Consider the following 10,735-nt stretch of genomic DNA (forward strand, 5'->3'; position numbering starts at 1 on the left):
GATCATATATCATGAGAGAAGGTCAAATATTAGCTTCAGGTACAGGAGAAGAGCTTTACAATAACCCCTTAGTTAGACAATACTATTTAGGAGATAATTTTCAAGCCTAAAACTCATGGAAAAAGAACCAAAATTCCAACTATCATTGCCACAAATCTCGGTCATGGATCGATATATTATGATCGAATTATTGTTACCCTTCCTATTTGGTATTGGTTTATTTACCTCTTTGGGTTTATCCATCGGCACATTATTCGAGTTAATTCGTAAAGTCACAGAATCAGGCTTATTATTCAGCGTAGCTATTAAAATTTTACTGTTGAGAATGCCGGCGTTTATTGCTTTAGCCTTTCCTATGTCAGTATTATTGGCAACATTAATGGCTTATAGTCGTTTATCTAGTGATAGTGAAATTATTGCTTTACGCAGTATTGGCATTAATGTTTATCGTTTAATTGTACCTGCTATTATCTTGAGTTTAATTGTTACAGGTATGACTTTTTTTATTAATGATGTTGTCACTCCTTCGGCCAATCGACAAGCAACTTTAACATTACAAAAAGCTCTCAACCGAGTTAGACCAACTTTTAAAGATCGTAACATTTTATATCCTGAATATAAGACTATAAAAAATGAAGATGGTAGTACTCATTCAGTGTTAGTGCGTTTGTTTTATGCTGAAGAATTCAACGGCGAACAAATGAAAGACTTAACCATCTTAGACTTATCAAGAGAAGGGGTAAACCAAATTCTCACCTCTCAAACAGCCACATGGAATATAGCAGAAAATGTATGGGATTTTTTTAACGGTACAATTTACCTAATTTCCCCTGATGGTGGATACCGTAATATAGTTCGTTTTGAACATCAACAACTTGCTTTATCCAGAGCCCCCCTCGACTTAGCCCAACGCCCTCCCAGCTATGACGAAATGAGCATCGCTCAAGCGCGAGACTATTTAAAAATAGTCCAACTGGAAGCCAATGAAAAAGAAATTCGCAAAATATTAGTACGCATTCAAGGAAAAATATCATTACCTTTTGTTTGTCTTGTCTTTGGATTAATTGGGTCTGCTTTAGGTGTACGTCCACAAAATACGAATAAAGCGACGAGTTTTGGTATTTGTGTCGGTTTAATCTTTTCTTATTATTTACTTTCTTTTGTCAGTGAATCTATGGGAATTTGGGGAATTTTAACCCCCTTTATGGCGGCATGGATGCCTAACTTTCTCGGCTTAGGCACTGGCACATGGTTATTAATTCAATCATCAAAATAATAGATTTCTTGCACAATTTGCGGCAATGGGTAAGTTTCCTAATTCTCAATTCTTAATTCTTCTGGCAATAGTAATTAAAATTAATAATTTCCCATCTAAAATAAATAGATTTTAATTTTTATTTTGCACTCCTGTTTAATATACTTCTCCATAAATTAAGATTTTTAATCAGGGATCATTAAAAACTAAACTAAAATTTACAAAAAGTTAACTAAAATTGATTGTATTTTTAATTATTGGACAAGCCTAATGAGGTATGCCCTAGGGAGTAAACTAATCCTTTATTTTTGATTACCTCATGCGATCGCCAATATTTTTGTATTAGATTTGAGAATAGCTTGAGCGGCTTGTTTTCCAGAAATAGTAGCACCTTCCATACTATCAATATAATCTTGTTGGGTATAACTACCAGCTAAGAAAAAGTTAGAGATGGGAGTTTTTTGTGAAGGGCGGTAAACATCCATACCCGGTGCTTCTCGATACAAAGATTGAGCTAATTTAACAACGCTATACCATGTCATGTTTAAGTCATTAGAAGAAGGGAATAAATTATGAACTTGTTTTAAGACGTGTTGAGCGATATTTTCGTTACTTTCCTTAATAAAAGGATCTCCCGGAGTTAATACTAATTGTAACAAAGAACCTTCACCTTCATGGTAATAATCAGAAGGGCTAGACAAGGCTAAATCAGAGAAACAAGAAAAGTCGGCATCGCAAGTATAAAGTAAGTTATCAATGCCTTCTGCTTTGACTAATTGTTTGCGTTTTTCTTCGTCGTGTAATTCTGTCACCCAACCATCAAAGCGTAATTGTACTGTGGCGACGGGTACAGCAGTTAGTTTATAAATATTATCAAACTCAGACCATTTACGCCAACTTTGAGGAATAACTTTTTGAATACCCGGAATATCACAAGCAAAAACATAAGTATCAGCAGTAATTAATTCTTCGGTTTCACCTTTAGCAACAATTAAACCAGTGACGAGGGTTTCTTCTCCTTCCTGATATTTTATTTCTCTAACACGACGACGAGTATGGATTTTTACGCCTTTTGATTCCAAATAGTTAACGATAGGTTTATGGAGATATTCATGAGGTGAACCTTCTAACATTCGCAATACAGAGGCTTCAGTTTTCGCAGCAAAGAATTGAAAAATGGTTAACATACAACGAGCTGAAATATTTTCAGTATCAATAAACCCTAAGGCGTAGGCGATGGGATTCCACATTTTATCAAGACTGCCTTGATTACCCCCATGTTTGCGAAACCAGTCAGCAAAACTGATACTGTCTAAATTACGAATATTACGCATTGCTCCTTCAAAATCGATTAAACCCCTGACAATAGGGCTTGTGCCTAAAGCCAGAGAGTTAGCAATTTTATCAACTGCTGAAAGTTGAGATGTAGTGAAAAAAGCCTTTAAACCATTAAAAGGTGCACCTGTAATGAAACGAAAATCTAATTCTCCGACTCTACCGCCTTGGTTGATAAATGTATGAGTATGCTGTTTTAAAAGTAGATGATTAATAGCTCCAACTTTTTCCATCAACGCGAATAGATTATAATAGCAACCGAAAAAAACGTGTAACCCCATTTCGATATGATTACCAGCACTATCAACCCAACTGCCTACTTTTCCACCAACAAAAGGGCGGGATTCAAAAATTTCTACTTCACAACCTGCATCAACTAAGTCAATAGCTGTGGCTAATCCGGCCAATCCTGCACCTACAATCGCAACTCGCATTCTTTTCTAATTTTTCTTAACTTTTCTTTACATTCTTTATTATAAGAGGAATGAAGAATTTAGAATTTAGAATTTAGAATTTAGAGAGATGAAATATGAAAGGTAAAATTCAACCAAGAAAATTTAATACTCAACAAATAACTCAAGCCTCAAATATCAATTTAAGGGATTATTACCATAACCGTTTTTCTGTATTTGGTATCACTATTGATGATGCTACCACCGTCGATCGAGATGATGGTGTTTGGTTGATAGAATTAAATCATGGAAGTTTTGAACTCCAAATAAGTATTGCGGATGTCTCTACAATTGTTGCCAAAAATTCTCCTATTGATAAAGAAGCATTATTAAGAGTGGCAACTTTATATCATACAATTCCGCCAACTCCCATGTTACCTTGTAATATTAGCACTAATTTAGGTTCATTAGAAGAAGAAGAAAGAAGATTAGCATTGACAATTTTCTTTCAAATAGATAATAGTGGAAATGTTAATTCTTTTCGGATAAAAGAAACTATTTTTACCAGTAAAAAAGCATTTAGTTATACAGAAGTCGAAAAAATATTAACTAATCCTCAAGATATTCCTGAGCATCAATTATTATTAAAAATGCAGAAAGTTGCTCAATTAATAGGGAAAAAAAGAGGTGGAAAATCAGGAGTTTTAACTAATGATGGTTATGTAGATGAAGATGGTAATTTAATTCAAGAAAATGTTAATACTTATCAATTAATAGCTGAATTAATGATTTTAACTAACACTACCATTGCTAACTTTTTAGGAGAGAATAATATTCCCGCATTATATAGAACTCAAGACGTAGGCACAACAGATTTTGAGTTAGTTAAAAAAACTATGGGGCATCTTTTAGTACCGGCAATTTATCAATCTCATGCTAAACCTCATGTTGGTTTAGGCTTAATAAATTATACCCATTTTACCAGTCCTTTACGCCGTTTTGTCGATTTAGTTAATCATCGTATTGTGAAGGCGATTATCAAAAAAGATTCTTTTCCTTATACCACAGAAGAATTAGATAATTTATGTTTACAGATTAATGAATATCATCAAAAATTTAAAGAAGATAAGTCTAATTTTATGCGCAAAAAAAGACGTGAAGAAATAGAGAAACTATTTAACAATCTTGACACCTTAGAAGTAGAAAAATTATCCGTTGAAAAATTTTCTGATTTAATTGAATATAGTGTCTTCAATTATCAACTAGAAAAAATTATTTCTCATATAGAATCTCGCCTTGATACTTTACAACCCAAAGATTTTTATTATTTATGGTTTGTGGCAAAAATTAACCAATTCTTTGAGCATGAAAATATTGACACTGTTTCTATTTTATTAATAAAATCCCAAATAGATAATTCGATAATTGATTATAAATTAGAATATTGTGAAGTTAGAAAACTTTATTTTGCTTATTGTTATCTCAATGGAATGACAACCTTAAACCCCGTAGAAGATACCAAAAAAAGTAAAGCGAAACAAAAAGCTGCCTTAGCAACAATTCAAGGTTATTTAACTGAAGAATTAACCTATAATCCTAACCCTATTATAGAAGCAAATATCACTAATTCTCTTTTTAATACTCAAGGTGAAAATTCTTGTGAGGTGGATTTTAATCAATTAAATGATAAAGATTTTTCTAAGATTTTAGACTATTGTCTTAAGACTCATTTTGACGCAACAACTCTTCAAGAAATAGAGGCAAGAATTAATAGTTTATTACCGAGAGATTTATATAAAATTTGGTTTCAAGGTAGAATCAATAATTATTTTCATCACTCTAACTTTGATACAGTTTCAGTGCTTTTAATTCATTCCCAATTAACAGGTTGTAATGTAGAATATAAAATCGATTATAATTCTTCTATTCAAAAATATATTGCCTATTGTTATGTTGATGGTTTAACTCATCGACATCCTCAATTTGACATAAAAAAAACGAAGGCAAAACAAAAATCTTCCTTAGCTTATATTCAATCTTATCTTAATGATCAATTAACGGATCAACCTGATTTATTTGTCGAGGAAGAAATAATGATTAAAGAAAATTTGAGCAATATTCTTAATCCTATAGATAAAGTTAACTTCAAAGAAAATAAAAAAGAGAAAGAAAAAAAAAATTTCAGTGAAGAATTAGATTGGGTATCTAAATTACATAACTTTTGTCAATTAAATCAATTAACTTATCCTGAATATGATTTTAATGATATTGATGGGTTTTTTATTTGTAAAATTACTCTAAACTATCAAGATAAAATTATCATTTCTCAAGGTTACGGTAAAAGTAAAAAAGATGCCAAGCAAAATGCTTCTCATATCCTAATTATCCAACATCAGTTAATATCGCTACTATAGATTTCCACAATAGATGATAAAGTAGTCTCAAAGGCAAAATCTTTTCTTTGATTAGCCAAGCCAATAAGTTTAATTTTTGTGTTATTAATGTATAACAATTGTCGCTTAAAAAAATCTAATCGTAATTGCTTATTCCTAATTCTTTACAGTTAATGGTTAAAATATCCTATAGTTTTAGATAATTTTTTATATTTCTTTTATTTCACCAATAATGATTAATCATTCCTTTTTAATGGCTATAGCCATCGCCTTAATATCTATAGTATGGGTAGAATTAGTAAGAGACTTTTATCATTATTTAGCACATATTTGGCAACCCTTGTATCGTTTACACTCATGGCATCATCGAGTTTTTAAACCAGATTTATCTGTCAACAGCGAAACAATTTATCGTCAAGCCCATTGGTATAATGATATACCAGAATCTTTAGTAATGCTAATATTTAGCAGTATTTTTGCCTTATTAGTTATCACTCAAGGATGGATTACTTCTGAGTTTCAATGGTTAGCATGGTTAGGTTCATTTTATACTTTAACCTTTACCGCTAGTGCCATTGCAAGAGGTTTAGGTGTACCTTATGCAGACGAAATTACTGATGTTACCCACCGTCAAGGAGATTTTGAGGCAATTCCTGCTAATTGGTTTGTAAACAGATCTTATCATTGGCGACATCATTTCGATGATCAAAACGCCTATTTTTGCGGTACATTTACTCTAGTAGATCGTATTATGGGCACTGCTTTATCATTAAAAGGGAAAAAAATTGCCGTCACCGGTGCTAGTGGTACATTAGGACAAGCATTAATTAAAAAATTATACTTAAAAGGGGCAAAAGTTACCGCTCTTACTTCTCAAGATTTGGAATTATTTATTAACGTTAAAAATGAGCAAATTCCCATTAAAACTATTACTTGGCAAATTGGCGAAGAATCAAAACTAACTCCAATATTGGAGAAAATAGATATATTAATCGTTAACCATGGCATTAACGTTTATGGGGAAAACAGTGCAGAAGCTATCGAGAAAACCTACGAAATTAACGCATTTTCAGGTTGGCGATTAATGGAATTATTCTTAAAAACCGTTAAAAATAATCAAGACAAAGCCACTAAAGAAATCTGGGTAAATACCTCCGAAGCCGAAGTAAATCCAGCTTTTAGTCCTCTTTATGAAATGAGTAAACGGACAATGGGAGATTTAGTTACTTTAAAAAGAGTTAATTCCCCTATTATTATTCGTAAATTGATCTTAGGTCCATTTAAAAGTAATCTTAACCCCATTGGTGTCATGTCAGCAGATTGGGTAGCTCAACAAATTGTTAATTTAGCTGTAAGAGATTTCCGTGATATAATCATCACAATTAACCCCTTAACTTATATTCTTTTTCCCATTAAAGAATGGCTGATGTTAAGTTATTGTAAAGTTATGACTAAGTAATTTCACTACTTGACTAAAAATCTAATGAAGTTTATTATTACGGTAGTCTAGTTAAGACTAGATTAGCATTTATTCGTGTGTTTGATTTTTCAAGTTTTTACCCTTTGTAAACTCCTTCAAAAAAATTCGTCCTTTTTTTGGAAAGTTTCATTTAAAAATTACCTTTTAATCACTCAATAACTTTAGGAGATTGTTTCATGAAATCTTATTTAAGTCCTGCCTTTACAGTGGGGATTTTTTTGGCTAATATAGGACAGGCACAAGCTGTAACCATCACTTTTGATAGTTTTAATGCTCCTTTTGGTTCTAGTGCATATACAGAAAGTGGAGCTAGTCTTTTTGACCTGCCGGGGAACAGTAAGGTTCCTAGTATAGTGGCTACGGCTTCTCAGAGTTATACAGCAAATTCCTTAGCTGTTACCCGTAATTCTTCTGTTGATGGTTATTCTGCTAACTCAGTTAGTGCACCAGTACCTGTACCAGAACCAGTAACCATTTTAGGTTCTTTATTAGCCGGTGGTATTGGTGTTGCCATCAAGAAAAAAAGACAGTCATTACAGGCTTAAAATGTTTCTAATTAGTTATCTACCTTTTCTGAAACGTTAATAAACCTTTAATAATTAACGTGTTTGAATCAAAAATGTTGAAGCACAGTTTTGTTCCAAATACCAGATTAACTTCGATAAATCATCAGAAAGGAGACTTCAGAAATCGATTAAAAGTATCTGAGTTTCCTCATTTTTTTGCCTTTGAATGGTACTAATCAACTAGATATTTTATCTTGTAGAAAGTTTTTGATGTTATAATTATAAAGTTTTTGTAAAGATAAGTGTTTTTGCGGACTGTATAAGTATTATTTTTATTCGTTTTATTAGTACTTATCAAGAGTATAACTAATATCTTGCATCAATAATAATATTAAGTTTAAAATGTAATTATCACGAAAAATGAATAACATCAACGATAATACTCCTGACTGGCAAAGAATCGAAAAGGCGTTAGAAATAGAAAAAGATAAAGGTTATTACAATATACAAGGAAATCAATATCGCTTCAGTGAATTTTTATGGCTAACTTTTAGCAAAATTCCTCCGATTAATAATTTATTAATTGCGTTTAAATGGCAAAAAATTGCTAAACAATACGGTATATATGATGAATTAACTACACAACAAAGAATAGATTTAATTACTCAAACAGAAGCATTAATTAAAGACATTCAAGAATTACAGGCAAATAGCTTTAATTCGGATGATTTAGAAGAAGATTCCTCTCTTTATATCCCAAAAACAGCCAATATTGCCCCGGTTATTCCTCCTTCAACACCGAAAAAAATCACCTTAGATCAACCCGTAACAGATTTAAGTACAATTAATTATCGTCAAAAAGAGTTATTAGCAAAGTTAGGTATTTATACAGTTCGAGATTTACTATTTTATTATCCTAGAGATCACATTGATTATGCTCGTCAAATTAATATTTGTGATTTGGAAGCCGGAGAAACTGTGACGATTATCGGGAAAGTCAAAAAATGTGATTGCTTTAGCAGTCCCAAAAATAAAAAGTTAACTATTCTCAATATTATCCTTAAAGATGCCACTGGGGAATTAAAAATTAATCGTTTTTTTGCCGGAAATTATTACAGTAATCGAGGTTGGCAGGAGAAAATGAAGCGGATGTATCCTATGGGTGCATTATTAGCAGCTTCTGGTTTGGTAAAGGAAAATAAATACGGCATTACCCTTGATAATCCTGAATTTGAGGTTTTAGACTCCCAAGGCGGTAATATTAATTCTCTCAAAATTGGGCGTTTGTTGCCTGTTTATCCTTTAACTGAGGGCATTCCCGCTGATGTTATTCGTAAAAGTGTAGTAGAAGCTATCCCTGCTTTACAAGAAATTACTGATCCTTTACCTGCTATTCTTAAACAACAGTATAGTTTAATTGATTTACAAAGGGCGATCGCCCAAATACATTACCCAGAGAATCAAGAAAGCCTAAGCCAAGCTAGACGCAGACTGATTTTTGACGAATTTTTCTATTTGCAATTAGGATTTTTAAACCGTAAACAACAGGAAAAAGAAAGCCGTCAAGCGGTAGCATTTACCCCTCAAGGAAAACTAATTGAGGAATTTAACCAAATTTTACCCTTTAAATTGACTAACGCTCAACAACGAGTTATTAACGAAATTGAGGAAGATTTACAGTCAGATTCTCCCATGAATCGCTTAGTGCAAGGAGACGTAGGTTCTGGTAAAACAATTGTAGCGGTATATGCCCTATTAACCGCCTTACAATCAGGTTATCAAGGTGCCTTGATGGCGCCCACAGAGGTATTAGCAGAACAACATTATCGGAAGATAGTAGAGTGGTTTAATCTCCTGCATTTGCCCGTAGAATTGCTTACAGGGTCAACAAAACTAAGTAAACGGGGGGAAATACACGCACAGTTAGAAAGTGGCGAATTACCCCTTTTAATCGGCACTCATGCTTTGATTCAAGATCCGGTAAACTTTTGTAATTTAGGTTTAGTTGTAATCGATGAACAACATAGATTTGGAGTACAACAACGGGGGAGATTATTGGCAAAAGGAAAAGCACCTCATGTGTTAAGTATGACGGCAACACCAATTCCCCGCACTTTAGCTTTAACCCTTCATGGTGACTTAGATGTAAGTCAAATTGACGAGTTACCCCCCGGCAGACAAGCAATTCAAACAACGGCTTTAACAGGCAGACAACGCCAAAACGCCTACGAATTAATTAAGCGAGAAGTAGCACAAGGAAGACAGGCGTATGTTATTTTTCCCATGATTGAAGAATCGGAAAAGTTAGACGTAAAAGCTGCTGTGGCTGAATATGACAAATTTAAAGAAAAAATTTTCCCTGATTTTAACATTGGATTGTTACATGGGCGAATGTCATCGGCGGAAAAAGATGCGACATTAAATGCTTTTCGGGATAATGAAATTCAAATTATCGTCTCTACTACCGTTATTGAGGTGGGGGTAGATGTACCTAACGCTACAGTAATCTTGATAGAAAATGCAGAACGTTTTGGCTTATCTCAATTACACCAACTTAGAGGAAGAGTCGGGCGCGGTAGTCATAAATCTTATTGTTTGTTACTCAGTAGCAGTAAAACTGGGGATGCCATGCAAAGATTAAGTGTTTTAGAGCAATCACAAGATGGTTTCTTTATCTCAGAAATGGATTTAAGGTTGCGTGGCCCCGGTGAAGTTTTAGGTAGTAAACAATCAGGTTTACCAGATTTTGCCTTAGCTAGTTTAGTGGAAGATCAAGAGGTGTTAATATTAGCTAGAGATGCCGCCGAAAAGATTTTATTGCAAGATAAATATTTTAACAATTCTTCTTCTTTAAAAGATGAGTTAGAAAGACGTTATCAAAAGTTAATTGGTAGTCAAATTTTAACTTAATCAAATGAAATAAGGATAATGTACCGATAAAAATATAAATAAAAAATGGCTCTTCTACAGTATTTATGATAAGTTACTATAAAGTAATCGATAGAAACTTTAATCTATATAGTGTTAGTCATAACAAAAATACAATAAACAAAAATTATGATAGTAAATAATTTAACACAGAAAAATGTTATTTCTATGATACTCTAAAAAATCTTTTGATGGAAAAAATTTAGTTGGTAAAAAATATTATTATCTTGATATTTAAAAAATAAATCTAAAACAGAATTCTCTTTTTCAAAGTCTTTAAAATACTTAGAGAGTTTTACTTTATAATCTTCTGTTATTGTTATAGAACCCATTTGGTATCTATTACAATAATAGAAGAAAATGGGAAGAACTTTTATCATGGTTTACTCTAGTAGTCTCACAGATGAAGAATGGGATTTAATTAAGACGCTTTTGCCACAAAAAAA

The 10,735-nt window shown here is 32.6% G+C and carries 6 protein-coding genes and 1 pseudogene; 6 read left to right on the plus strand and 1 reads right to left on the minus strand.

The features are described from left to right. Both FWJ34_RS14735 and FWJ34_RS14740 read left to right on the plus strand, forming a co-directional pair. Positions 1–110: pseudogene (locus tag FWJ34_RS14735) on the plus strand (ABC transporter ATP-binding protein); the annotation flags it as partial. 5 nt (positions 111–115) lie between these two features. Next, complete coding sequence (locus FWJ34_RS14740; protein ID WP_308256091.1) at positions 116–1,276, plus strand: LptF/LptG family permease; 1,161 nt, start codon at positions 116–118, stop codon at positions 1,274–1,276. Between the two features lie 296 nt (positions 1,277–1,572). Here FWJ34_RS14740 and zds read toward each other — a convergent pair whose 3' ends face one another. Further along, positions 1,573–3,024 carry a 9,9'-di-cis-zeta-carotene desaturase gene (gene zds, locus FWJ34_RS14745; RefSeq protein ID WP_308256092.1) on the minus strand — a complete coding sequence of 484 codons (1,452 nt, stop codon included), beginning with the start codon at positions 3,022–3,024 and terminating at the stop codon, positions 1,573–1,575. Positions 3,025–3,119: 95 nt separating this feature from the next. On the opposite strand from zds, the gene FWJ34_RS14750 reads away from it, so the two are divergent. The 4 genes from FWJ34_RS14750 to recG all read left to right on the plus strand — a co-directional run bounded on the left by FWJ34_RS14750 (position 3,120) and on the right by recG (position 10,271). Continuing rightward, positions 3,120–5,396 carry an RNB domain-containing ribonuclease gene (locus FWJ34_RS14750; protein ID WP_308256093.1) on the plus strand — a complete coding sequence of 759 codons (2,277 nt, stop codon included), beginning with the start codon at positions 3,120–3,122 and terminating at the stop codon, positions 5,394–5,396. A gap of 211 nt (positions 5,397–5,607) precedes the next feature. Further along, the gene (locus tag FWJ34_RS14755; protein WP_308256094.1) at positions 5,608–6,834 is read left to right on the plus strand and encodes a bifunctional sterol desaturase/short chain dehydrogenase; all 1,227 of its coding nucleotides are present in this window, start codon (positions 5,608–5,610) and stop codon (positions 6,832–6,834) included. 197 nt (positions 6,835–7,031) lie between these two features. Next, positions 7,032–7,400, plus strand: a complete 369-nt coding sequence (locus FWJ34_RS14760) for a PEP-CTERM sorting domain-containing protein (RefSeq protein WP_308256095.1) — start codon at positions 7,032–7,034, stop codon at positions 7,398–7,400. A gap of 381 nt (positions 7,401–7,781) precedes the next feature. Next, entirely contained in the window at positions 7,782–10,271 is a 2,490-nt protein-coding gene (recG, locus tag FWJ34_RS14765; RefSeq protein ID WP_308256096.1) for an ATP-dependent DNA helicase RecG, read from the plus strand. Positions 10,272–10,735: the final 464 nt, after the last annotated feature.

This window comes from Geminocystis sp. GBBB08 (assembly GCF_016743215.1).
GTDB lineage: Bacteria > Cyanobacteriota > Cyanobacteriia > Cyanobacteriales > Cyanobacteriaceae > Geminocystis.

Coding starts and splice junctions, on each gene's coding strand:
- FWJ34_RS14760 (WP_308256095.1), top strand. CDS start 7,032: ATGAAATCTTATTTAAGTCCTGCCTTTACAGTGGGGATTTTTTTGGCT.
- FWJ34_RS14740 (WP_308256091.1), top strand. CDS start 116: ATGGAAAAAGAACCAAAATTCCAACTATCATTGCCACAAATCTCGGTC.
- FWJ34_RS14750 (WP_308256093.1), top strand. CDS start 3,120: ATGAAAGGTAAAATTCAACCAAGAAAATTTAATACTCAACAAATAACT.
- zds (WP_308256092.1), bottom strand. CDS start 3,024: ATGCGAGTTGCGATTGTAGGTGCAGGATTGGCCGGATTAGCCACAGCT.
- FWJ34_RS14755 (WP_308256094.1), top strand. CDS start 5,608: ATGATTAATCATTCCTTTTTAATGGCTATAGCCATCGCCTTAATATCT.
- recG (WP_308256096.1), top strand. CDS start 7,782: ATGAATAACATCAACGATAATACTCCTGACTGGCAAAGAATCGAAAAG.